17 protein-coding genes are annotated in these 25,225 nt (G+C 49.1%); 6 read left to right on the plus strand and 11 right to left on the minus strand.

The annotated features are described in order from the left end of the window. Positions 1-301: 301 nt before the first annotated feature. Positions 302-1,639, plus strand: a complete 1,338-nt coding sequence (gene argH, locus HWI92_RS17110) for an argininosuccinate lyase (RefSeq protein ID WP_204657517.1) — start codon at positions 302-304, stop codon at positions 1,637-1,639. Positions 1,640-1,641: 2 nt separating this feature from the next. Further along, positions 1,642-2,154, plus strand: a complete 513-nt coding sequence (locus HWI92_RS17115; RefSeq protein ID WP_204657519.1) for a thioredoxin domain-containing protein — start codon at positions 1,642-1,644, stop codon at positions 2,152-2,154. Between the two features lie 6 nt (positions 2,155-2,160). On the opposite strand, the gene HWI92_RS17120 is transcribed toward HWI92_RS17115, so the two are convergent. From HWI92_RS17120 to argB, 9 genes are all read right to left on the minus strand, one after another. Continuing rightward, entirely contained in the window at positions 2,161-2,451 is a 291-nt protein-coding gene (locus HWI92_RS17120; protein WP_204657521.1) for a hypothetical protein, read from the minus strand. Positions 2,452-2,485: 34 nt separating this feature from the next. Further along, positions 2,486-2,740 carry a glycine zipper 2TM domain-containing protein gene (locus tag HWI92_RS17125; RefSeq protein WP_204657523.1) on the minus strand — a complete coding sequence of 85 codons (255 nt, stop codon included), beginning with the start codon at positions 2,738-2,740 and terminating at the stop codon, positions 2,486-2,488. A gap of 150 nt (positions 2,741-2,890) precedes the next feature. Continuing rightward, positions 2,891-4,588 (minus strand): SusD/RagB family nutrient-binding outer membrane lipoprotein, encoded by a 1,698-nt coding sequence (locus HWI92_RS17130; protein ID WP_204657525.1) that lies wholly within the window; start codon positions 4,586-4,588, stop codon positions 2,891-2,893. Positions 4,589-4,628: 40 nt separating this feature from the next. After that, positions 4,629-7,964: a SusC/RagA family TonB-linked outer membrane protein gene (locus HWI92_RS17135; protein ID WP_229248189.1), complete on the minus strand. Its 3,336-nt coding sequence runs from the start codon at positions 7,962-7,964 to the stop codon at positions 4,629-4,631. A 128-nt stretch (positions 7,965-8,092) separates the two neighbouring features. Next, a complete protein-coding gene (locus HWI92_RS17140) occupies positions 8,093-9,412 on the minus strand; it encodes a vanadium-dependent haloperoxidase (RefSeq protein ID WP_204657527.1) in 1,320 nt (439 codons plus the stop codon). Positions 9,413-9,414: 2 nt separating this feature from the next. Further along, entirely contained in the window at positions 9,415-12,759 is a 3,345-nt protein-coding gene (locus HWI92_RS17145) for a VCBS repeat-containing protein (RefSeq protein ID WP_204657529.1), read from the minus strand. 34 nt (positions 12,760-12,793) lie between these two features. Next, entirely contained in the window at positions 12,794-14,095 is a 1,302-nt protein-coding gene (locus HWI92_RS17150; RefSeq protein WP_229248190.1) for a c-type cytochrome, read from the minus strand. Positions 14,096-14,201: 106 nt separating this feature from the next. Continuing rightward, positions 14,202-14,465, minus strand: coding sequence for a DUF4143 domain-containing protein (locus HWI92_RS25725; protein ID WP_510186004.1), 264 nt, complete (start codon positions 14,463-14,465; stop codon positions 14,202-14,204). Between the two features lie 17 nt (positions 14,466-14,482). Further along, positions 14,483-15,268: an acetylglutamate kinase gene (argB, locus tag HWI92_RS17155; protein ID WP_204657533.1), complete on the minus strand. Its 786-nt coding sequence runs from the start codon at positions 15,266-15,268 to the stop codon at positions 14,483-14,485. 149 nt (positions 15,269-15,417) lie between these two features. Between argB and HWI92_RS17160 the strand changes: the two genes are divergently transcribed. Next, complete coding sequence (locus HWI92_RS17160; protein ID WP_204657535.1) at positions 15,418-17,526, plus strand: protein-disulfide reductase DsbD family protein; 2,109 nt, start codon at positions 15,418-15,420, stop codon at positions 17,524-17,526. Between the two features lie 90 nt (positions 17,527-17,616). Continuing rightward, on the plus strand, positions 17,617-20,097 hold the full coding sequence (locus HWI92_RS17165) for a glutaminase family protein (RefSeq protein ID WP_204657537.1): 2,481 nt from the start codon (positions 17,617-17,619) through the stop codon (positions 20,095-20,097). A 77-nt stretch (positions 20,098-20,174) separates the two neighbouring features. On the opposite strand, the gene HWI92_RS17170 is transcribed toward HWI92_RS17165, so the two are convergent. Then, complete coding sequence (locus HWI92_RS17170; protein WP_204657539.1) at positions 20,175-21,635, minus strand: M48 family metalloprotease; 1,461 nt, start codon at positions 21,633-21,635, stop codon at positions 20,175-20,177. Positions 21,636-21,863: 228 nt separating this feature from the next. Here HWI92_RS17170 and HWI92_RS17175 point away from each other — a divergent pair, with 228 nt between their 5' ends. After that, positions 21,864-22,673 carry a lysophospholipid acyltransferase family protein gene (locus HWI92_RS17175; RefSeq protein WP_204657541.1) on the plus strand — a complete coding sequence of 270 codons (810 nt, stop codon included), beginning with the start codon at positions 21,864-21,866 and terminating at the stop codon, positions 22,671-22,673. 51 nt (positions 22,674-22,724) lie between these two features. After that, positions 22,725-23,636: a TIGR01777 family oxidoreductase gene (locus HWI92_RS17180; RefSeq protein WP_204657543.1), complete on the plus strand. Its 912-nt coding sequence runs from the start codon at positions 22,725-22,727 to the stop codon at positions 23,634-23,636. A 10-nt stretch (positions 23,637-23,646) separates the two neighbouring features. Here the strand turns inward: HWI92_RS17180 and HWI92_RS17185 are convergent, their stop codons facing one another. Next, positions 23,647-25,134: a M61 family metallopeptidase gene (locus tag HWI92_RS17185; RefSeq protein WP_204657545.1), complete on the minus strand. Its 1,488-nt coding sequence runs from the start codon at positions 25,132-25,134 to the stop codon at positions 23,647-23,649. Between the last annotated feature and the right edge of the window lie 91 nt (positions 25,135-25,225).

Consider the following 25,225-nt stretch of genomic DNA (forward strand, 5'->3'; position numbering starts at 1 on the left):
ACCCCGCAGTGAGCTACTTCACCGGATTTCTGATCACGGAATTGTAAAACTGATATAGTATCAGTCACTTTGAACAACTTAGGATTATGTGCAAAAACATCTGGCAGTGCCCGGCGTTTTTTGCTTATAAACAAATGCTTATTCCAGCATATAAAATGTTTGCATTGAGATGGATGAATTTGATGCACCATTGCTTTTTAGACTCTCCACGCAGCCTCTGACTATTTAAATGGGATTTTGCCAATCAAGGCAGTAAATTTGATCAGCTAATACGATTTATCCCCAATTACGTTTATCTGCTTTGAAACTCTGGCAAAAAGAAAATACGGTTACTTCTGAAAAAATTGAACGGTTTACTGTCGGACGCGACCGTGAAATGGACCTGAACCTCGCAGCCTTTGACGTGCTGGGCAACCTGGCCCATGCTACCATGCTCGAAACCATCGGCCTGCTGACTCCCGGAGACCTTTCTGCATTGAAATCCCAACTCAGGGTCATCTATGCTGATATCCAGAGTGGAAGTTTTACGATCGAGGAAGGGGTGGAAGACGTGCATTCTCAGGTAGAACTGATGCTGACCCGCAAGCTGGGGGATACCGGCAAAAAGATCCATAGTGGCCGCTCCCGCAATGATCAGGTACTGGTAGACATGAAGCTGTATACCCGCGCAAGGTTGTTTGATGTGGTGAAAGCGACTGAAAAGCTTTTCAGCATACTTACCCGTCGCTCAGAGGAGCACAAAAATGATCTGCTGCCCGGCTACACGCATTTGCAGATTGCCATGCCGTCGTCTTTCGGACTGTGGTTCGGGGCTTATGCAGAGGGGCTGATCGACGATGTCATTCAGTTGAATGCTGCGTACCGGCTCGCCAACCGCAACCCGCTGGGATCGGGTGCGGGGTATGGCTCGTCTTTTCCATTGAATCGGCAGCTCACCACCGATCTGCTCGGTTTTGAAGGTATGCACCACAATGTGGTATACGCCCAGATGAGCCGCGGCCGTACGGAGCAAGCAGCATTGTCGGCGATCGCTTCGCTCGCGGCGACAGTTTCGCGCCTGGCCATGGACGTTTGTTTGTACAACAGTCAGAACTTTGGCTTTATCGTACTGCCGGACGACCTCACCACCGGCAGCAGCATTATGCCGCACAAGAAAAATCCGGATGTGGCCGAGCTGCTGCGTGCCAAAACCAACCGGATGAAAGCATTGCCTATGGAGGTAACCATGGTGCTCAGCAACCTGCCGTCTGGATACCACCGCGATATGCAGCTGCTGAAAGAGATCCTGATGCCTGCTTTCGACGAAATCCTCGACTGCCTGGACATCGCAACTTTCATGCTGGAACATATGCAGGTAAAAACCGGCTTGCTGAATGATCCGAAATATGACCTGCTTTTCAGTGTGGAGCGGGTGAATGAACTCGTGATCCAGGGTGTACCTTTCAGGGATGCGTATAAACAGGTGGGTGCGGAGATTGGCGACGGAAGCTACTCGCCATCACGTGACCTTCACCACACGCATGAAGGCAGTATCGGCAACCTGCAGACAGCAGAAATCACGACACGCATGGAGCAGGAAGTTGCAGCATTTGGTTATGGGAAGGTGGAAGTGGCTTTGGAAAAATTATTGAATAGCTGAGTATGATAAACAGGGCACAATTTCTGCTCCTGCTTGGGAGCCTGCTGCTGAGCGAAAATGCGCTGCCGCATGCGCCTGCAAAGTTCAGGGTCATTTTTTTCCTGGATCCCGAATGTCCGGTCACCAACGCCTATATGGCCGAAATCAAAAAAATCACGGGAGATTATGCCGGGAAGGATATAGCATTTGAAGCCATTTTCCCAATGCAGACGATCAAGGACGCCGATATCAGCGCTTTTCTGAAAAAGTACAATGCCGGGATTTCAGGCCGGAAAGATCCGGGGCTGCAGCAATCCAAAAGGTACAAGGCTACGGTCATGCCTGAGGTAGTCGTATTAAATGCGGCCGGGCTGCCGGTTTACCAGGGCGCGATCGACAACTGGTACTATGCGCTGGGTAAAAGCCGGCCCAAAGCTACGGAACATTACCTCCGCAATGCACTCGACGCCGCTCTGGCAGGTGATCCGGTACTCGTCAGCAAAACGGAGGCATTTGGCTGCCTGATTAATTTATAGGTGTAGCTAGTGAAATTTGGAAGTAATGTCTTTCAAGGTAACAACAATGGTAAGCACGCCGCCTACGACCAGGTAAGTTCGGTCAAAATTATTGTCCAAAGGTATACGCTCATCCAGCGCGAGTACAATAATCTTAATAGCCGAGATAATGGTTGCAAATTCAAACATGACCAGAAGAAGATCCTTTTCATTGATGTTCCGGAGGCTATACTTAGAACATATGAAGATGCAATAAGACAAACCACCTGTTAACGCCAGAACAAGCGGCGGCAGGTAGCCAACGAGAAATGGGCTCATTTTACCAGTGTAAGAAGATTCGGAAAAACGGAGGTTAGTTCCGATCTTTTTTGGAGGAACGAAGTAAGCGCGTAAGGCGCTGAGGATTATCAAAGAAGAACCCGGCAAATGCTCCCACTAAGGAGCCGATCAGCGCAGCTACCGGACCAGCCAGAGCTCCGGCAAACAAACCTGTTGCAACTCCTGTCACCAGAGGGTTGCTATTTTGACGGGTTACATTATGCCTTTGAGTTTTCATGTAATTCACGTTCGCGAAGAAATTTAAATAATTACCTGCAATAAACAGCAAATCCCCACTTCTTTAAGAACACAAAAGGTGTCCTCTCCATATGTTTGAGCAACTGGTTTGTTTGAACAATCCTTTGGCCGCTCACCAACAAAAAACGGCAGACCAAGTGGTCTGCCGTTTTCCATTTTAACTAAATCTGAAAAATTAAGATCAGGGCTTATCCCACCATACGCGGCCGGTTGCATCCTGAGGGCTGGTTCCGAAGCCTGGCAATTGCTGCATGGCGGCATAGGCCGACTGCTTGTTGGCAGCATTCGGATCAGTTTCAGTGATCAGCGGAAGTGGCGCACGACGTGGAATTACGAGTGTTACGCCCAGATTTTTCACAGGAACCAAAGGAACTATCGAATTAGCATTAGGATATCCTGTGCGTTTCCAAAGGTCCCAGCCTTCCTGAGGCTGCTTCATGAAGTGCAGATAAGCTTGGCTGGCGATCTGATCCATGGCTTTTGCTGTTTCGAAAGCAACACCTGGCTGCTTAAGGTATGCTGTTACTTCGTCTTCGGTCACAGGCGAGTAGTCATTCAGCTTGCTGCCTTTTCCAATTTCATCATACCATTGGATCGAGCTTTTTATGCCGGCTTCGTACCAATCTTTTGCAGTACCTGTACCAATGCCTTTCAGGGCCAATTCAGCGCGCAAAAAGCAAACTTCGGCGTAAGTGATCACAGGCAGGTAAGAAAATCCGGTTCCTGCATTTCCACTCGCATCATTACGTCCTGCACTGAACAACCGTGGCTGCAGGTACGACAATGTGTCCACCGTAGTTTTAGTAGAAGGGATGATTTTCGGCGTATAATACTTCTGAATGTTGGCAGTAATCTTTGCATCATCCGGGCTCGGGAAGCTTCCTACATAGCGTCTTCCTTCCTTTGTACCTGCGGGCAGCACTTTATCCTTGATCAGGATATCAATGTTAGCCTGCGAATACTGGTTTGGTGCAAAAAATGCATCGATACGCGGATCCTTGGTGTTCCACATAAAGTCAACCATCGGTTTGGCTGCACGCAGTGTTCCAGGGTTCCAGTTACCACCGTCACCTGTTCCTGTAAATGCTGCATTGGATACAAAAACCCATGAATCGGCATTGCTGCTCATCAGGTCAGTGGCAGGCGAACCAAGTACTTCAGTAATGATTGCATTTCCGGCAGCAGCGTCAGCTTTCTGCATACGGATTGCAATTTTCAAACGCAATGCATTGGCAGCTTTAACCCATTTCTGAGCATCGCCACGGAAATACTGATCGTAAGCTCCGATGTCAAACTGCGCGATTGGCTGGGCAGTTTTCAGCGTAGTGATAGCCGTTTTCAGCTCAGCATCCAGCTTTGTAAAAATTTCCTGCTGCGTATCATACTTAGGCTGCAAAGTACCGCCGTAACGTCCCTGGAAAGCCTCGGTGTAAGGAATACTGCCGTAGATGTCAGAAACGTAAAAAGTATAGTTGGCTTTCAGAATGTGGGCCATCTGGATCATGTGAACATACCGTGGCTGATCATTCGCTTCAAGCTTCGTCACGAGTTGTTCGAGATCATACAATCTGTCGCCTACACCATTGTACAACCGGCCATACCGCTGCGAGAAGTTGTCCCAGTTTTGCGTAAATGCACCCTGGTTTCCATTCTGGTCAGTATTATACTGCATCCATGGCATGATTCTGCGGTACATATCGTAGTAGAACTCGAAGTCGGCACTGTGGGTGCTGATTGTCGCATTCAGGAACTGGTTCTGAGGCGGTACTGCCGTGAGTGCATCGGGGTTTTTGTTGATGTCCACGAATGCCTCCTTTTCGCAGGAAGAAAGAAATCCTGCGGCCGCCAGCAATATTAATTTATGCTTTAAAAATTTCATGTTAATAGTTTCTGTTTTGGATTAATCGCGATAGATCGGGTTACAATCCGATATTTACTGATACACCTACGTTACGCGACAACGGAAGTCCACCATACTCCATGAATTCTCCTGCTCTGTTGCTGTAAAGTCCTTCCGGGTTCACACCGTCTTTCGCCGTTTTGTACAGGTAACCCAGGTTACGTCCTACAAGGCTTACACGCAGTGACTGGATTTTTGCTTTGCCCAGCAATGAGGCAGGAACATTATATCCGATAGAGATCTCACGCAGGGATACCCATGAGTTTTCAAATGTTGAGAATTCACGAATACCTGATCCCCACTGGGTAAGGTTGTAATAGTAAGCATATGCAGGGATTGGTTTCAGGTAGCCTTTTTCAACCGCCTCAGCATATGGCATACCGCCCAGATCAACCAGCTGATCATTTACATTTACCTGATATCCGTCAGCAAGCACGCCGTCCGGGATAATACCGTCTGTTTTCGGGTTGCCATCTGCATCGGTGTAAGAAACGCCGCCCAGGGAAGTGTTACGTCCCGGAAGTGTAAATGCAAATGCACCTGTTGACGAACCGTACTGGTGCGTAGCCGATGACATCAGACCACCGATTTTAGCATCAGCCTGAACAGTAGCAGTGAAGTTTCCATAGCGGAATGAGTTCACATTGCTCGCAAGGAATTTCTCCATTACAGTACCAAGTTCTTTGGAACCCTGGCCCTGGTAAGCACCGCTTCTCAGGTAAGCAATACCACCTTCTGCCGAGCTGTTGGCACCAATAACGCGTTTTCCGTTGGAAGGATTGCCCGCTTCACCCTGATAGGTTGCAAAAGCATAAGAAGTAATGATGGTTCCGTAATCCTTACCAACACGTGCCACTGACGATACATCAGCTCCGAAGCCAAGTCCAAGGGTATAAGTATCCGTACCTTCAACAAGTTCAAGCACTTTATTGCGGTTACGTGAGAAGTTCACACTTGTATTCCACTCGAATTTACTGTTTTTTACAGGCGTTGCAGTCAGCAAGATCTCCACCCCTTTGTTTTGGATCCTTCCTGCATTTACTACCCGGCTGCTTACACCTGATTCAGAAGTAGTAGCAAGGCTGAGGATTTCGTTTTTCGTGATCTTGTTGTAGACAGTTGCATCAATGCCCAGACGGTTATTGAAGAAACGGATGTCTGCACCAAATTCAACCTCACGTGCCAAACGGTTCTTTAACCCGTAATTCGGCAAAGTATTGTCACGGAAACCGGAAAGATTTACCAATGATCCGTCAGCCTGGGTATAGGTTCCGCTTGGCTGGTAGATACCTGTCTGGTTTGTAGCCCATGCATCCGTATCACCACCTGTGTAACCCAAGCTGGCACGAAGCTTACCGAATGACAACCAGGTAGGCAGGTTTTTCAATGATTCTGTTGCAATCCATGAAAGACCTACTGAAGGATAGGAGTAAGTATAGTCTCCGCTTCCGTCAGCATACGTCAATGTGGAAGACCAGTCATTACGGAAGCTTGCAGAAAGTGTTAACGCATCCTTGTAAGTCAGGTCACCATAGGCGTAAAGTGCATCAATACGTTTTGACGGGGTCAATGGGTACTGAAGGTTCAATGGGTTGGTTGTGTTGGCAAGTGAGAACACATCCGGAACGCGAAGACCGCCGGTTGTATTAGCCCTGTAATAACGTCCACCGATCAGCCTGTTGGTTTCTCCACCCAATGTGAAGCTCAGGTTGAAATCAGCATTAAGCTGTTTGTTTGCGCTCAGCAAACCCTGGAAACGGCTTTGCGATTTGTTTTCTGAATACTCACCATATTCACCGCCTGTAAAACCTACACCTGCTCCGCGATCTTTGTTATTACCTGTATAAAGTTCAGTCTGAACGTTACCACGTACCAGCAAAGTCAACCAGTCAGTCAGGTTTGCAGTAAGGTCAATGTTTCCACGGAAAACCTTCTCATTGCGTGACTGGTTAAACTGGAAAGTCTGGAACATAAATTCCGTGATGTTATAAGGATCAGCAGTTCCCTGGCGACGACCACCTGAAACAGGATCCAGGTAGTTTTTGGACCAGTAATCGATGTCCATAGAACGCGGACGGTTGTATACAAAACGGAAAACCGGGTTATAGTTACCACCCTGACGGATCGGATTCACCATATCGTTGTCGGTATAATCCGCGCTGATGTCCAGGTTAAGGATCTTCCCAATTTTCTGCGTTCCCCTGATATTGAAGTTATTTCTCTTCAACTCAGTACCCGCAGGCATGATGGAAGTGTTTTTCAAAGTAGAGAAAGATGCACGGAAAGAGCTGCGATCGCTTCCGCCTTCTACTACTATGTTATGGTTGATGTATTTACCGGTCTGGAAAAATTTCAATGGATCGTTTGCTTTCCATTCTACCATTCTGCCATCCAGGTCGCGTACGGTCTGTCCTTTAAATTCAGGGCCGTATGACCATGGGAAGTTTGCACGGTCAACTTCGTCTACGCCGTCTGTTCCCTTGATAAATTCAGGGCTCAGACCTGCACCAAACTGGTTCTGAAGGTCCAGGAATTTGTAAGCAGTCTCAAAAGTAGAAGTATGGTTGTAGGTTACACCCAAACCTTTATCCTGACGTCCTTTTTTAGTTTGTACAACCACTACACCGTTCAAAGCCTCAGATCCGTAAAGGGAACTTGCAGCCGAACCTTTCAACACGGTCATCGACTCGATGTTATCCGGGTTGATGTTTTTCATGATGTTACCAAAATCCTGTCCTGCACCCCACGAGTCAGCACCCGTAGTTCCCGGGCGGATCAGCACACCGTCCACTACAAAAAGAGGCTGTGTGTTGGGGCTCAAAGAGGCATTACCACGGATACGGATACGTGAAGATGACATAGGACCACCTGTTCCCTGGTTGATCATCACACCCGCAACCTTACCCTGCAGCGCATTTACCATGTTGGCGTTCGCAGTACGGGTAATGTCGTTTCCTTGTACCGACTGAACTGAATAAGCCAGTTTCCGGGCTTCGGTTGTCATACCGAAACCGGTAATCACCACTTCATTCAGGGTTTTGTTATCTTCTTCCAGGTTAACGGTCAGCTGGCTCGCATTCCCTACCGGAACTTCTTTGGTAGTAAATCCGATGGAAGAAAATACAAGCACGGCCGAACTGTTCGGTACGCTTACGGTAAATTTTCCATTTGCGTCTGTTGATCCTCCTGTGCTGGTTCCTTTCACAAGGTATGACACGCCCGGCAAGGGGTTCTGATCCTTGTCGAACACCGTTCCAGTAACGGATTTTCTGTCCTGGGCCATACTCCAGTTACTTCCTGTCAGAAGCAGAAGCAATGTTACCAGACATGCAAAAGCAGTAAACTTTGGTCTCATGGTAAACTGTATAATTGATAAAAGGTGGATTAAAGGTTTCAAAAATAGATATATTTATTAACAAAAAGATAACACTTATTAAAAAAACTTAATAAATAATCGACAAAACTGGTAGACTGTTTGCTGTTTTACCGTTTTAACAGAATTTTTTGGAGGACATGCTGTCCGATTAGTTCTCCCTGACGCTGTCCGTTGACGATTGCCGACCGATAATGAATGCCGCCATAGAGCCGGCTGATGGCTGCCTCGTCGCTGGCATGCCTGAATGATCTGAAATGCCGCACCGGCAAACCATAGGGAGTTTCTGTATCGTCATTTAATGCAAATGCATCCCCCAGACAGGCAGTAAGTACCGTTGCAGCGGCAGCAGAAATCACGCTGTGACCACTCGTATATTCGGGAAAAGGCGGTGTTTGCAGCATTGGGCGCCATTTTTCATCCATGTATGCATTGATTACCGTCTCGGGGCGGATCATCTGGCTGCGGTACTTCTCGTCCCAGCAACTAATAAAGCCGTCGAACAGCGCAATGGATGTACACAGGTACGCCACAGCGGTTTCCTTCCAGCTCTTCCGGGCACTTTCCGTAGCCTGCCCCGCAATGGAAATCCAGTGCCCGCCCGGAGAAAGCTTTTTGGTTGCGAAGTTCAGGTGTCCCTGGGTGTTGAGGTAAAAAGGATTACAATCCCAGAAACTAGCGATAAGTACTTCTTCCTGTGAGAGTTTCTGTGTTTTGGTATATACTTCGCGCACATCTTTCATGAATGCACTGCTTGTGTCGGTACTGAATGCAGGAGGTGTCACTGGCTTAAACTGTGCGGCCGAATCCAGCGCACAGGGGCGGATCTGACTCCAATAAGGCTCTACAGCGTCAATGTAACCCGGCGGTGTGGGTGTCCACTTTCCCTTTTCCCTGCTGTACGTGTAGCGGCGCTTGCGGCGGGTGGCAGCGTAATTATCGGTGGCAGACCATACCATGATACTGTCGCTGACTGCCTGACCAAATTTCAGGGAGTTTTTATAAACGGTAGAATCTTTTTCACCAAATGCAGCCAGAATAACCCGCACACTGTCCAGGAGTAAATGTTCCGAAAAAACCAGCCGGCTGCCTGTTTGGAAAAAAGCATAAGTTGCTGCCAGCTCGTGATTTACCTTCCCTTCTGCCGGAATTGCCGGAATATTGGGAAAGCCTTTGACCTGACCGTATACGCTGTTATAGGCCCTGTCTCCATGAATGAGCGCCTCGTAGGCGGCAGTATTGGCGTACAGGTAAATGCGGCTTGCCACGGGTGGTGAAAAAATATCATGAACAATGGTCCGGGTCAGGTTTTTCTCGGCACGGTGCAGCAGTGCGGTAGGTACCTGCTGGGAATAAGCAGGGCTGATCAATGCTGAAATTCCGATGCACACACCCGCAAAGCACTGTAAGAGTACTTTTCTTAATCTCATTCTCATTTTTTCAGATCAAAAATCAAAGGCTCCCCATCATTAACGCCAACCAATATACGTAACCCATTTAGCAGAATGCTGCTTCTCACATCACCCGCCGCCCAAAAACCCGATACACCGGGTGCCACGGGCTCAAACTCAAATGGCTTTACCTGCCGCAATACGGTACCTACCGATGCGTCACAGGGTCCAAGCTGCACGCGATAAGGCAAAAAGTTACCGGAAAGCAGCAACTCAGGCCGGCTGTCGCCATCTGTATCAGCTGCCACAATGCCGCTTACTCTCGACATCTGCACCTCTGCGGGCAAGGAATGTTTTTCAAAACGGAAATTGCCCTTATTTTCCAGTACGATACTGCTCAGTTCTTTGCAGTACACCTTTTTGGCTTTTTCCACAGCTTCCCTGCCGAATACATCCTCAATGGCAGCATCGGCATACAATGCATAGCTGGTGTACTTACGCTTTAAAGCCGCCATCTGGTCAAGCATTTCATCCCGGGAAAACATAGGATAACTTTTGTCACCGATGAAGTAAGTGCATACCGGGTCTATCGTACCGTTTTTATCAAAATCATCATAGCAGATCATCACAGGCTGATCAGCACTGGCTTTATACTGATTGTTCAAACCGCCATTTCCCAGCACAAAGTCCATATCCCCGTCACGATCAAGATCAATGGGATATATCGCTGCCCACATGCCGTCGGAGTTTTTCAGCTCAGGTACTTCCATGGCCTGGAATATGTTTCCATTATTTCTAAAAGCACGCACAGGCATCCAGTCTCCGGCCAGCAGGAGGTCGGGTTTCTGGTCTTTGTCAAAATCGGCGAAAACCGCCGCAGTAACCATTCCCGGACTTAGCAGCTCAGCATTCCATGCAGCGGTAACATCTGTAAACCTGACATTTGTACCCTGGGTGTCATTTTTCAGGATGTAGCTCCTCGCAGGTACCGGAAACGCGCCGGGTACGGCACGGCCACCAATGAAAAGGTCCATATCGCCATCACCGTCGATATCGCCAGCTGCAATGCATTGTTTGGGATTACGCATGGATGGCAGCGCCAGTACCTCTTCGTGAAAAGTACCTTTACCGTCGTTGATGTACAGGTGATCGCGGTACTCCGGTGCATTTTCCTCAAATTCATTCCCGCCCGTCACTACGTACAGGTCCTGGTCGCCGTCTTTGTCCGCATCAAAAAATAATGCACTTACCTCCTCACAAGCTGCATTCTGGCGCCATGGCTGCACGGGTGCACCCCCGAAAGTACCATCGCTTTTTTGCAGGTACAGCACACCAAACTGATTGGAAGCGCCGCCCATAAAAACATCCTCAAGTCCGTCCCCGTCAACATCTGCGGCAGCCAGCGCCGGGCCCATCCTGGAAAGCTGGTAAGGCAGCAGTACTTCCACTTTAAAATCCACAAAGTCGTTTTCATGGTGTACAAAATCAATCCCGGCCTGTGCGGCGGACGTTTTCTGCAGCAGCGTTTTTGAGGCTGGTTTTTCAGCACTGATTTGCTCCGTACCAGCCTCCGCCTCTTTCAGGATTACCAGCTGCCCGTCCGTTTTGGACAGAAAGCTAACCTTTCCCGACGGCCACTGAACTTTAACCGAGTCGGCCTGCGTCATTTTTCCCAGACCGAAATGCAGGTCTGAGGTCACGGTAGACTGATAGCCCCGCACCGGATAAGCTTCCGCAAATTGGGTGGTACCATTGGCATACACCCAAACCTTGCTGCCCAATGCACGGGTATTAGTGCCCGAGCCGGCTAGTTTGATCGTCAGTCCTTTCTGCGTCGTATTGTTCTGATAAACAGAAACAGGCTCATTGATATTGGAAATAATCAGATCCAGGTCGCCGTCCCCGTCGAAATCGGCATAGGCAGCTGCATTGGAAACATTTTCCTGCGTAAAGCCCCAGGATTTTGAAACATCTTCGAATGCATAGGTACCCGCCCCGGAAGTATTTCGGAAAAGATAGTTTCTGAGCTTGTTCGAGGGCATTTTCTGCACCAGCCCATACGTCTTGAAATCCAGGTTTCCTTTTGCAACTTCCTTCATCTGCTCATCGGCAACGGTATATTTAAGGAAATCCATATTGGTAAAATCCCGCAGGTAACCATTTGTAATAAGCATATCCTTCCAGCCATCGTTGTCGAGGTCGGCCAGCAGCCCGGCCCAGCTCCAGTCCGTATTCGAAATACCTGCCAGCTGCCCTATTTCACTGAACCTTGCATTGCCTTGATCGTCCAGGCCCCGGTTCAGGTGCAGCATATTACGCATGTTCTGGTGGTAATAGCCGCTGTCGAGCAGCAGATGGTACTGGTCGTACACATCCGGACCTTTCAGCAGCTTCTGGCGATGGTTGTCCTCGGGCAGCATGTCGAGCGTGAGTACATCCGGCTTTCCGTCATTGTTGAAATCGCCCACGTCGGCACCCATGGAAAACTTGGAAACGTGGGTAAATGATTTTTTCAATGACTCGGTGAAAGTCCCGTCCCGGTTGTTGACATAGTAGCAATCCACCTCCGTATAGTCGCTGGTCGTGTAAAGGTCGGGCCAGCCATCCTGGTTAATATCGGACACCACCACACTCAGACCAAAGTTCAGTGCATTGTTGATAATACCCGCTTTCCGGGTCACATCCACAAATTTCAGCTTTCCTTTTTCCGAAATATTTTCAAACAGTCTGTTACCAAAGTATGGGTTGGGCGTCGCGCGGATCTCGCGGGTATTCAGGAAAGGATTGACGGTATGGTTGGAATGGTTGAGCAGGAACATATCCAGGTCACCGTCTTTGTCATAATCAAAAAAAGCAGCCTGCGTGGATTGTGATCCGATCGCATTCAGGCCAGCTTCCACCGCCATTTCTTTAAAAACCGGAACACCGTTTTTTACACCCTGATTGATAAAAAGCTCATTGTTTTTGTCCGAAAGCTTCCGGTAAAATCCCGAGTGGCAAACGTAGATGTCGTCCAGTCCGTCACCGTTCACATCGGCAATGGTCACGCCCGTGGCCCAGGTACCATTTCCTTCCGTCCTCGACTTTTTGCTTACATCTTCAAAGGTAATTTTCCCATTGGCTGACCGGTTGAGATACAGCTTATTGGCTACGGTATTTCCGGAGATGAAGATGTCGGGCGTGCCATTGTTATCAAAATCGCCTATGCCTGTACCATTTCCATTGTACAGGTACTCATAGCGGAAAATGTGCAGGGAGTCATTTTCCTGGATTTTATTGACGAAATCAACCTTTGTATCCCTGGCAGGAAGCAGCACGAAGGTGGTTTGAGAAACTCCCGGGATACAAACCAGCAGCAACAAAAGCAGCGTGTAAAGTCTTACCATTCAGCACAATTTGGGGCACGCGTTCAAAAAAAGCTCAGTTCCACTTGAAAAACAGGTTTTCGTCCCCTGCCTCATGCTCCACATACATCAGGATCAGCGTCATCATTTCCTGGTCGCTGCGCATGTTCCCGGTAGACATGACGAGTTGTGGCGGGTTGTGCGGATTGGCCGGATTGTCTTTGGTATTGTCGTAGGTACCCTCCACATGCACTACCGCCCCCTTGGGCAGCAGCAGCGGTTGTTTGTATTTGTAAATTTCCTGCCAGCGGAAATCCCAGGCAGGTACATGCACAAGCCTGATCGTGTCGCCTGCCGCAGTGGTGGCATAGGCCTTGAACTCTTTACCCAGGTAATGCATATGCGGCCAGGCGTACAGCAGCGAGATGTCGGGCTGGTTGTTGGCGATGCGCAGCCGGAACTTTGAGATCTCATCTGCAAAAATCATCATGGGAGGCGTAATGTCTTTTTCACCTATCCCGCCCGATCCCAGACTGATCACCTTTACTTTCCGCTTGATCGGGGTCGTTTTGAAAAACAGATTAATCCCGTCAATACTTTCTGCATCCACGGACGACGGTCCGAAGTGGACAGTTACCAGTACTACTCCCCTTTTAGGCATGATCCAGCCCATATTTTCGGGATAGGTTTCCACGGTAGTACCCGGGATCCAGCCGCCGTAGTAGGTCATTTCTTTCTTGTACTTCACCCACTCGTAGTACTTATCAGCATCCGGACCGCTCAGGTCGACCACATCCACGGAATTATGCAGGTCGATAGCCGGATCGGCAACAGGATGAATAGCAAAGTTGGCGTGGTGAATCAGTTTCTTGTTGTTGGAGGTAAACTCGACAGCCTCCACGTTGGCGTCGGCCGCCATCTCAAAAGGAATTTTGAACATCACGAAACGTTCCTGGGCATCTCCCTTTACCTGAAAGCCGCTTTTGACTTTCAGCGTCAGGTCGGGCTTCCGTTTGTAGGCAGTACCCGCGCTGACACGTGCCTGCAGATCCTGTTCAGCTTTCAGGTTTGGTTTACCTTTGGGTGCCCCGCCGTCAATCCACGAAACAATGGTCTTGATATCCTTATCGCTCAGGGAGCGGTCATTTGCAAAAGAATTAAAATGATTGTCGGCTTTCCAGGGAGGCATGTAGCGCGAGCTTACTACCTGCCTGATAAACTTGGAACGTTTGGTGACATCGTCAAAGGTAATCAGCGGGAAAGGAGCTGCTTCGCCGGTACGGTGGCAGGGTACGCAGTTGGTATGGATAATCGGCTGAACGTCCTTATAAAATTCCGGAACCTGACCAAGGCATACATCACACCAAATCAAAAGCACTAAACAAAGGCCTTTTCGAAACAACATTTGGAACAGAGTGGGTTTTTCATGCAATTTAGCAAGAGTATATTTATTTTAAAAAAATTTAATAAATACATCCTGCAAACTACGCCAATTTCCCCAAGTCACTGACTGGATACACAGTAGCGCCGGTTCTTGCCTGAAAGTCATTGCCCCCGTACACGAGGTGAGCGCTGGCAGCGGGAGCCATTTTCTCAAAGGTTTTTAATCCCTTAAAAAAGTCGGGCTGGATTGTTTTGCCCGACTTGATTTCAACCGCTTTCAGGTCAACACCATCCCGGATGAGCAGGTCTATTTCATGCTGCGAATAGTCGCGCGAGGAATCATCTTGTAAATTTAGGAATTGGATTCCTAAATTTACAAGATTTACAGCGTAATTGCTGTACCTGCCTCTGAGTCAATGGCTTCAATAAGATCATCGGCATGGCAGATCATGACTTTTGAGATACCTGCCTGCAATGCATCAAATGCATTATCAAGCTTGGGTATCATGCCTTTGTTGATTACTCCCGTCGATTTATAGAAGTGGTAGGAGTCAAGGTTGAGCGCTGCAATGACAGCTGTGTCATCGTCCGGGTCGGATAGCACCCCTTTTTTCTCGAAACAATAAATCAGATTTACTTCATAAAACTCCGACATGGCCACACCTGTTACGGATGCCATTGTATCCGCATTGGTATTGAGCAGGTCGCCCGAGGTACTGTACGTAAGCGGCGCAATCACAGGAATGAGGCTGCTGCCCAGGATTGCATGGATCTGTTCGCCATTTACCGCTTCAATATCGCCCACAAAGCCGTAATCGATTGTTTTGACAGGTCGCCTGACCGAGCGGATAATGCCACCGTCGGCACCGGTAAGCCCAATGGCATTGCAGCCGAGTGCCTGTAATTGGGCCACCAGGTTTTTATTCACCAATCCGCCATAAACCATGGTAACCACGTCCAGCATGGGCTTGTCGGTAATACGCCTGCCCTCTACCATCCGGGTCTCGATCTGCAACCGGGCGGCGATCTGTGTGGCGATCTTTCCTCCGCCGTGCACCAGGATTTTAGGGCCTTTTATGTGTGCAAAGCTCCGCAGAAAACGGGAACAGGCTTCCGGATTATCGATCACGTTGCCGCCGATCTTGATTACATATAAGGGTTGTGACATGAAAACGGAATTTGGATTTGGCTCAAAGCTGGCAAAAATAAACGAAAGCTGTCCGGGACAAAACGGTAATTTTAATAGCTGAATTTTTTTGGCAAAATTACGTTCACTTACTAACGAACTAAGAAGTCTATTGACTTAATAGATATAATATGAAACGTTTTACCATCCTCCTTCTCTCATTATTCACGCTCCTTCCACTGCTGACGCTTGCGCAGCTGCAAACGGCAAAAGCCAAATGGACCTACACGTTTTCAAAACCGCAAGTAAAAAAAGGTGAGACGGTTGATCTTGTTTTTACGGCAACCATCGACAAAGACTGGTACCTCTATGCTTCCGACTTCGACCCTGATCTGGGCCCGATGCTTACTTCTTTCACGTTTGAAAAAAATGCAACCTTTGAGCCGGTCGGTAAGCTGAAATCGGTAAATCCGAAAACCAAGTTTGAAGAAGTCTGGAATGGAAATGTGCGTTATTTTGAGAAAAAAGGTGTTTTTACGCAAACCATTAAAGTTCTTTCCGACCAGCCACTCATCAAAGGCACTTCCGAATACCAGACCTGCAGCCACGTGACGGGGCTCTGCATTCCCGGAAACGACGATTTTGAATTCAAGGGATTGAAAGTAGTGGCATCAGCAGGCGCGCCGGAAGGCACATCAGTGGGAGCTACCGCTCCGGGAGTATCCACTCCGGGAGCCGCTGGCTCGGAAGTTGCAGAGCCGGTTACGGCCACAGCCGCCGGTCAACCCGTAGATACGGAATTTACCGCCCAATCCGCCCGGAGCGATACGTCAAAAAACGCAAAGGCCGCAGCGCCGCTGTCCGACTCCGGCAGCGCAGCCGCCGGCGGCTCCCTGTGGGCATTTGCACTGGCAGCCTTTCTGTCCGGACTTGTTGCATTGCTTACTCCCTGCGTTTTCCCGATCATTCCGATGACGGTGAGCTATTTTACAAACCAGCAGAAAGGAAAATTCAAAGCATTCCTGTACGGAGCATCCATTATCCTCATTTATACATTGATAGGTACCGTCGTATCCAGGCTGAACGGACCTGCATTTGCTAACTTTCTCAGCACGCACTGGTTGCCCAACCTGCTTTTTTTCGGGATTTTCATTCTTTTCGGGCTGTCATTCCTGGGATTATTTGAAATTGTACTGCCCAGCGGATTTGTAAACAAAATGGATCAGAAAGCTGACCAGGGTGGATATGCCGGGGTTTTCTTTATGGCATTTACACTGGTACTGGTGTCATTTTCCTGTACCGGCCCGATTGTGGGCAGCCTGCTGGTAGCCTCCGCCGGGGGCGAAGTAGTGAAGCCGATTGTGGGTATGGCAGCGTTTTCGGCTGCATTTGCAATCCCGTTTACCTCCTTTGCATTGTTTCCGCAGTGGCTCAAATCACTGCCGAAATCGGGCGGGTGGCTTAATACCGTCAAGGTTTGTCTCGGGTTTCTTGAACTGGCATTGGCATTGAAGTTTTTCAGCATAGCCGATCAGGTTTACCACTGGGAACTGCTCGACCGTGAAATTTACCTGGCATTCTGGATCGTGATTTTCAGCTTGCTGGGCTTTTACTTATTGGGAAAAATCAGGACCCCGCATGATTCAGCCCTGGAAAATGTGAGCGTACCCAGACTTTTGATGGCGATCGTCACTTTTACTTTTGTAACATACATGATCCCGGGCATGTGGGGTGCGCCTTTAAAAGCATTGGCAGGCTACCTCCCGCCCCAGTCTACTTTGGACTTTGATTTAAATAAAAGATCATCCGGCACTGGGCCTGCTACTGCGGGCATCTCGGGCAAGTACTCCGATCTGTTCCATCTGCCGCATGAGCTCGAAGGTTTTTTTGATTACAAAGAAGCCCTGGCTTATGCCAAAAAGGTCAATAAGCCCGTATTTATCGACTTTACTGGTCATGGCTGCGTTAACTGCCGCGAAATGGAAGCCCGCGTATGGGTGGACCCGGCTGTTTTACAAAGACTACGCAACGATTATGTGATTGTGGCCCTGTATGTCGATGATAAAACCGAGCTGCCTGAATCGGATTGGTATACTTCCAGCTACGACAACAAAGTCAAAAAGACGATAGGAGCACAAAATGCCGATTTGCAGATCGTGAAATACAACAACAATGCCCAGCCGCACTACTGCCTCGTGGACCACGAGGGCAAGCTGCTCGTGGCACCCAAAAATTATGATCTAAATCCCGCCCATTTTGCCGCATTCCTGGACAGCGGGAAAGCGGCATTCGGGAAATGATAAGCGCCTGCTCAGACATTTGCGTTTTAAGCCTTTTCTTTGGGATCCGATTCGGATCCCTTTTTTATTTTCAAAAATACACCTGTTCCCATGCCTAAACTCTGGTCTGCCTGCCTGCTCCTTTGCGCAGCACTTACTGCATCTGCCCAAACCTTCCGCCCACCCGCTACACCTCTCGTAACCATTGACCCTTATACCAGTGTGTGGTCATTTGGTGACGAGCTGGCCGGCTCCGCTACCAAACACTGGACGGGAAAGTCACAGCCTATGGAAGGACTCATTCGTGTGGACGGCAAAACGTATCGCTTTATGGGTGCAGCTGCGCCTGTGATGAAAACCATTTTACCGGTCGCAAAGCAAGCAGCTTACACTTCCAGATTCACTACCGAGCAGCCCGCATCGGCTGACTGGTACAAGGAGGATTATAGTGCCGCCAACTGGAAGTCGGGTGATGCGCCATTTTCAACCCGCGAGAAAAACGATGCGATGCTGAAAACCGGAACCGAGTTTCAGCAGGAAGTATGGTACCGCCGGGAGTTCAGCCTTGCCGCGGCCGATCTTGAAAAGCCTACCCTGAATATTTTTCATGATGACGATGTACAGGTATTTATCAATGGTGTTCCTGCATATGAATGCGGGCCGTGTTTTACAAGTGACTACGAGTTTAAGCCCATCAGCCCCGCAGCACGGAAAGCGCTGAAAAAGGGAAAGAATATACTGGCGGTACATTGCAAAAATGGCGTCGGGCCGGGCTATATAGACGTCGGGCTGGCCGACGAGATTGCCCCCAAAGGTGGCAATGTGGTACTCGCAGCAAAGCAAACGAGCTTTGAAATGAAACCCACACAATCCATTTACAATTTCGAGGCAGGTCCTGTGCAGCTTAAAGTCAGCTTTGTGGCACCATTGATCCTGAATGACATGCACCTGGTTTCCCGCCCGGTCAACTACGTGGCATATGAGCTGAAAGCTACTGACGGCAAAACGCACCAGGTTCAGATCCTGAATACGGTTTCAGGATTGTGGGCTACCAATGATGCCAGTCAGCAGGTGGATGGTAAAAAGGAGAGCCAAAACGGACTTATCCTGCTTTCGCTGGGCAATGTGGAGCAAAAACTCCTGGCCAGAAAAGGCGATGACGTCCGCATTGACTGGGGCCGCGCTTACCTGGCAGCCGGCATGTCGGGTGTTAAAAGTGCAGGTATCGGCTCGCCTGAAGAACTGACCAGATCATTCTCGAAAACAGGCGCGGTAACTGCCAGCCAAACCATTGCCGCAGCCGCAGATACCCGCGCAATGGGGATTGTAACTTCGGAAAATGTGGGTACCGCTGCAAAATCACTGCACATTATGCTGGGCTATGATGACGGGTACTCGGTTGCATATTTCGGTCAGAACCTGCGCCCGTGGTGGAATAAGGATGGAAAAAGCAATATTCATGCTGAGCTGAAAAGTGCTGACACTGATTTTGACAAAATCCTGAAACAATGTGAAGCAACGGACGAAATGGTATACCAGGATGCATTGAAGGCAGGCGGAAAGCAGTATGCGGAACTATGCGTACTTGCTTACCGGCAGGCAATTGCTGCGCACAAACTGGTGGCGGACCCCAGCGGAACTCCCCTGTTTTTGTCCAAGGAAAATTTCAGTAACGGATCCATCGGCACGGTGGATGTGACCTATCCGTCGGCACCGCTCTTCCTGCTCTACAACCCGACATTATTAAAAGGCATGCTCGAACCGATTTTCTATTACTCGGAAAGCGGTAAATGGACCAAGCCATTTGCGGCACATGATGTAGGCACGTACCCCGTAGCAAACGGACAGACTTATGGTGAGGATATGCCGGTGGAAGAATCCGGCAATATGCTGACGCTTACCTATGCGATCTGCAAGGCGGAAGGCAGTACGGAATTTGCTAAAAAGCATTGGAAAACACTGTCTGTATGGGCAAATTACCTCAAAAAGGAAGGGTTTGATCCAGCCAACCAGCTTTGTACGGATGACTTTGCCGGTCACCTTGCACGGAATGCAAACTTGTCGATCAAGGCGATTATGGGGTTGGCATGTTATGCAAAAATGGCAGAGCAGCTGGGCGACAACAAAGAAGCTGCTGAGGTAAATGCATTGACAAAAGAATTTGCGCAAAAGTGGATGGACCTGTCGACAGACGGCGATCATTATGCGCTGACTTTCGACAAAAAAGGTACATGGAGCCAGAAGTACAATATCGTATGGAACGAGCTGCTGCAACTGAATGTATTTCCGAAAACCGTTGCCGAAAAGGAGATTAAATATTACCTGACCAAACAACAGCCTTTTGGACTCCCGCTTGACAGCCGCAAGACGTACAGCAAGTCCGACTGGATTATTTGGACTGCTACACTGGCCACCAACCAGCAGGATTTTGACGCATTTATCAAGCCAGTGTACAAATATGCCATGGAAACGCCCGACCGCATTCCGCTGTCAGACTGGCATGAAACCGTGGACGGAAAGTCCGTCGGCTTCCGGGCACGGTCGGTGGTGGGAGGATACTGGATGAAGGTACTCGGGGAAAAGTGGAAGTGAAATCATTTTGACTTTACAAACAAAAAAAGCCTTCGTAATGGATTACGAAGGCTTTTTTTGTTCAATATCTCCCGGGCTTACCTGCTGAGTGTTTTAATCAGCATACCCTTTTCGACTTTGTCATTGAGGCCCATCCCGTTAATAATTGCGAGTTCGTCAAAACGATTATCGGGCTGACCATTGCTTTTCAGCGCATCTTTCAAAGTTCCGGCCTGCTGCACGGTCTTGATGCGGATCCTTTCGGGTTGGCGGTTCAGGATACTGGCATCGCTAAGCGACTTGAAACCCTGGGCTACCGACCTGAACTGATCTGCATTGCCTGCGAAGTTGGCTGGTGCCGATACGCCGTGGATCGCATATATATTGCCGCCGTACTGGATCAGCCAGGTGGCTACCTGAACACTGCTGGCCGCAGCCTGTGCCTGTCCGCCTTGCGCCTGAGCTACCTGGTTGGAAACCATTGCAATTGCGGGATTTCCGTTGATCGTCGTTTTATTGCTTTCTACAACCTGCAGACTGTAATTTTTTACAACTGCATCCGCCGCAGCTTCGAGCGTCTTACCCTCGGCAAGCATAAACAACATCATAGACTTTCCGTCTTTGGATGCCATCTGGAACTGTGCGGGCGAGTTTTCGTACTGCCAGCCCGAAGGTACCGGAAACTGGAATTTCAGCTGCGGATGGTAAAACTGGCCTTTTTCCACAAATCCCTGCCGTGGATCGGGTCCGTAAATGATTCCCTCAATCTTGCGGAGGTAAGTATCGCGGTTTACATTGTATTTGGCCGGATGCTCGGTCTGGTATTGGGTAGCCAGTTTTTCCACCTTGTTCATACGGTCGCCCGGATCAGGGTGCGTAGACTGGAAGGTAGGGATCGTCTGACCACTTTTTTCACTGATTCTTTTTAATGTACCAAAAAAATCAGCCATCTGGTGGGCATCGTAGCCGATTTTGCTGGAATACTCTACGCCTATTTTATCCGACTCCGTTTCATGCTCCCGGCTATAACTGAGCAGCAGCAGTCCCAGTGCCTGCTGAGTCTGGTCGGCCAGTCCGCGGACTGTTTCAGAAAATACCATTCCGGCCATCAAGCCTACCTGCCCGAGTATCTGCGAGGTCTGCTGCCGTGCCGAATGCCGGGCTGTGATGTGCCCGATTTCATGACCCAGTACGCCTGCAAATTCGGCTTCATTGTTGAAGTGAGCCATAATACCCCTTGTAAAGTATACGTAACCGCCAGGCACCGCGAATGCATTCACCACATCCGAGTCGACGATGTAAAATTTATAGGGCAAATCCGGTCGGTGGGAGATTTTGGTCATCGCCAGACCCTTCTCATTGATAAACGATTGCAGGTTTTTGTCATCATAAATCCCCATTGTAGCTACAATAGAGGGGTGTGACTCGGCACCCAGGGCAATTTCCTTTTCCTGGGACATGAAGATAATTTCCTTCTTCCCTGTGACCGGGTTTTTTGAACAGCCGGTGAACATTCCTGCTACGAGCAAGCCTGTAACGATCTTAAATCCGTACTTCATTTTTTTGAAAGAGAACAAATGGGTTATACAAAACGGAGGCGGCCAAAATAAGATTAATCCTTCAATTATTTAAAGAATCATGCCACTATCCGGTATGTGACAGCTGCGCGAATGTCTCTGAGCACGGATATTTTATTTAAACAAACCATATTGGTTATCTTACAGCCCGACACCACGAACAAACCATTTTGTGGCTTTGGCCAGAAAGCCGGATCACGAAAAAAACCTATGAATTTTTCCAAGAAAACTTACAGCCTTTTACCACGTTGGCTTATCGGGCTGGACTTTTTCGGCATTTTTGAAAAGGACCCTTTCGGTAATTTTCTGATCATCAAAAGGTTCTTCATTTTCATTATGGGGTGGTTTACCTACTACCGGTACACCGCCGTGAACCAGATCGAGGTACAGGGTAGCGAGCACCTGCTGGACCTGCCCGATAATGGCGTACTTTTCCTCTCCAATCACCAGACCTACTTTGCAGATGTTATTGCATTTTACCACATCTTCTGTGCGGTAAAATGGGGGTATAAGGATACCATTTCGCCTCCTTTTTACCTGTTTGCGCCCCGTGCACGCTGCTATTATGTGGCAGCTTCCGAAACCATGAAAGGCGGGATACTGCCGCGGCTGTTCAGCATCGGCGGCGCCATTACCGTGGAACGTTCGTGGCGGGCTAATGGAGAGAATGTGCAGCGCGAGCTCGACAACTCGGCAGGTGACAAGATCGGGAAAGGGCTCGGCCATGGCTGGGTGATCAGCTTCCCGCAGGGTACTACCAAGCCCTTTGCACCCGTCCGAAAAGGTACCGCGCACCTTATCAGGGAACATCAGCCCATTGTAGTACCCGTGGTGATCAATGGTTTCAGGAGAGCATTTGATAAAAAAGGGCTGCGTTTAAAAAAACGAAATACACGTCTGAGCGTCCGGTTTAAGGCGCCTATGCATTTCCTGCCCGACGAGCCTGTCGAACAAATGGTGGAGCGCATCACCAAAGCAATTGAGCAGGAAGCACCCGGAGACAATCATCCGCTTTATTGAAGTGGAATACTTTTTACGCATTTCCGGCAGGTACATCTCATTTTTTATATCATGAAAAAAAAGGTAGTGGTCACCGGAGGCTCCGGACTGATCGGCAAAAGGCTGACTGCCCTTCTGCTTGAAAAAGGCTATGAAGTGGCACACCTCAGCCGTGGTACGCAGCCTGTAACCGGAGTAAAGGTGTACCAGTGGGATGTAGCCAGAAAGTACATTGACCCGGCCGCACTCGAAGATGTTCATTACCTGGTACACCTTGCCGGTACCAATGTAGCCGAAGGAAGATGGACGGAGGAACGCATGAAATATATTCTCCACAGCCGTACAGATACCCTGGCACTGCTGGCCGAAACCCTGGATGCGCGCGGCATCAGGCCGGCTGCATTTGTCTCCTCATCAGGAACCGGCTACTATGGTAAAGATACGGGCGATACCCGGCTTACAGAGGGCGACCTGCCCGGCGCTGATTTCCTGGGACAGGTATGTGTGGCCTGGGAAAAAGCTGCGGATGCAATCAGGGATATGGGCGTGCGCACCGTGAAACTGAGGACCGGTGTGGTACTTTCCAGAGACGGAGGTGCATTGCCTCAGATAGCCGCTCCTGCCCGGTTCGGGTTTGGTGCGCCACTGGGGTCAGGCGGACAATGGATCTCTTGGATACACATTGAGGATATTTGCCGGATGTACATTGACGCACTGGAAAACGAGCACTGGGAAGGTCCCTACAATGCCGTGGCCGGACAGCCCGTGACCAATGCAGTACTTACCAGGCAAATCTGCGAAGTACTGCACAAACCGCAATGGCTGCCCAATGTGCCCGGTTTCTTGCTGAAAGCAGCATTGGGGGAAATGTCCAGTGTGGTGTTGGGAAGCAACTATGCCGTAAACCATCGTGTGGCTGGTGAAACGTCTTTTCAATACAGCTTCCCGGACCTGAAAGCCGCATTGAAAAAAGAACTGGGCTGAGCAAGCGTCCTTACTCCTCCTCTTCCTCCTGCCGCTCCTGAGCCGTGAGTACCTGTTTGGTATGCAGCCACTGATCGCGGTGGATCTTCGCGCGAAAATCATCGAGCACGTTCAACTGCACATTTCCATTGTCTGACACCGACATTTGCAGACCGACAAAGGCCAGCATTTCATTCAACCTGTTTTCAAGAGGTTCGCTGGACAGAATGCATTCCTGCCAGTACCATTCCAGGGACTCGCCTGCTACTTCTTCCACAACATTGAAATAATCATGGAGGCTGTATCCGATAAACGGTTTGCCAAAACGCGACCATAATATGCGCATCACATCGTCCAGCGACCTGGCGTGGTTGGTGACCTTACGGAGATACAGGTCAAGAATCATGGCGGCGAGCGCACCTTTGTGATATACAGATACCTTCCGGTCGGGAATACCTTTCTCGTATCCATCAAGCCACAGGTCGAATGAGGATTCTGTCAGTGACTGGGCGGCCCGGGAGCTGTTCTCGAAATGGCGCTTCATATATACCTGCAATTCCCGGATGTAGGCATCGTCGTCAAATATGCCCGCTCTCCGTAAGAAAAGATCACCGTAGTAAGTAGTACATCCCTCTGCGACAAAGCAGGTTTCAAAGTAATTTTCTTTGGTAAAATCGTAAGGTAAAAGTTCTTTGGGTCTGATGCGGATAACATTCCAGGTATGAAAAAGCTCATGAGAGCTCACGCCAAGCAGGTCGCCGTAAAGTCCTTCACCTTCATCATCGGGCCCCAGCACGATCATGGTGGAATTGAAATGCTCAACCCCATGGTAAAATGCAGTGGGCAGGATCAGGTTGATAAAGTGGTATTCATTTTCAGGGAACTCCTCCATCGTGGCGATCTGCTCACGTGAGAACCGTCTGAAATCACGCTCAATCCTTTTCCAGTCAGGACGGAGCTTTCCGTGCATCCAGATATGAAAATGTACCCCTCTGACGGTATAGCCGCGCTGCTGCAGAGTGGCGGATGCCAGCAGCGGGCAGTCTGCCAGTCGATAAAAATTATCAGCCGCCAGCTCATTGAGCCCCAGCTTATGCAGGCCGCATGCCATTTCAAAATCGCCGGGTAAATGCAGCTTTACAGTATAGGGTTCGTCGATCCGGCCTTCGGTATACATGCAGAAATTTACAAAATTGAGATACCAGAGCTCATCATCTACGTAACTGCTGCCGGCATTCTGAATGGCAGCGTGGTGCCTGTAATGGATTTCAACCTGTTTTTCGCCTTCTGTTACAACCCGCCAGCGATCTTTGGTGACTTTAAAGAGAGGAAGCCGCCGGCCGCCGGTTGTGCGCGCTTCCATATATTGAATATTTTTGGCAAAATTCTGTATTTCGTACCGGCCGGGACGCCAGGCGGGAAGCTGGATCTCAATCTGTTCAGCATTAATGTCCGGGATGGTATAAGTAAGATTCAGAAGGTGCGACTGCGGATCAGGTACCGTAATATTGTAATGCATAAATCGCCGGGGAAAGTGTTGAACTACGCTGGGGAACCCTTTTGGCGGCATAAACCAAAATCCGGGATTTCTGCGTTAGTATTTTTCGTTA

This window comes from Dyadobacter sandarakinus, assembly GCF_016894445.1.
Lineage (GTDB): Bacteria > Bacteroidota > Bacteroidia > Cytophagales > Spirosomataceae > Dyadobacter > Dyadobacter sandarakinus.